The following is a 248-nucleotide window of genomic DNA, read 5'->3' on the forward strand; positions in this document are numbered from 1 at the left end:
CGTGGTGGTCTCCGACGACATCGGCATGGCCGCCTCGTTCTCCGGCGGGGGCGTGCAGGCGCGCGTGCATGCGCACCTGGAGGCCGGCTGCGACGTGGTGCTGGTCTGCCACCCGGAACTGGTCGACGAGGCGCTGCGCGCGGTCGACGGCCGCCCCCGCAATACTGCTGCGCTGCTCGGCCTCATCGGCCGGGGCGCGCGTGGCTGGGACGGCCTGCTGGCCGATGCCCGCCATGGCACCTCCCAAT

The 248-nt window shown here is 74.2% G+C and carries 1 pseudogene; it reads left to right on the forward strand.

The annotated features are described in order from the left end of the window. Positions 1 to 248 (forward strand): annotated as a pseudogene (locus ACQG3P_RS21265) (beta-N-acetylhexosaminidase); the annotation flags it as partial.

Source organism: Stenotrophomonas sp. SrG (assembly GCF_050031795.1).
GTDB classification, from domain to species: domain Bacteria; phylum Pseudomonadota; class Gammaproteobacteria; order Xanthomonadales; family Xanthomonadaceae; genus Stenotrophomonas; species Stenotrophomonas rhizophila_A.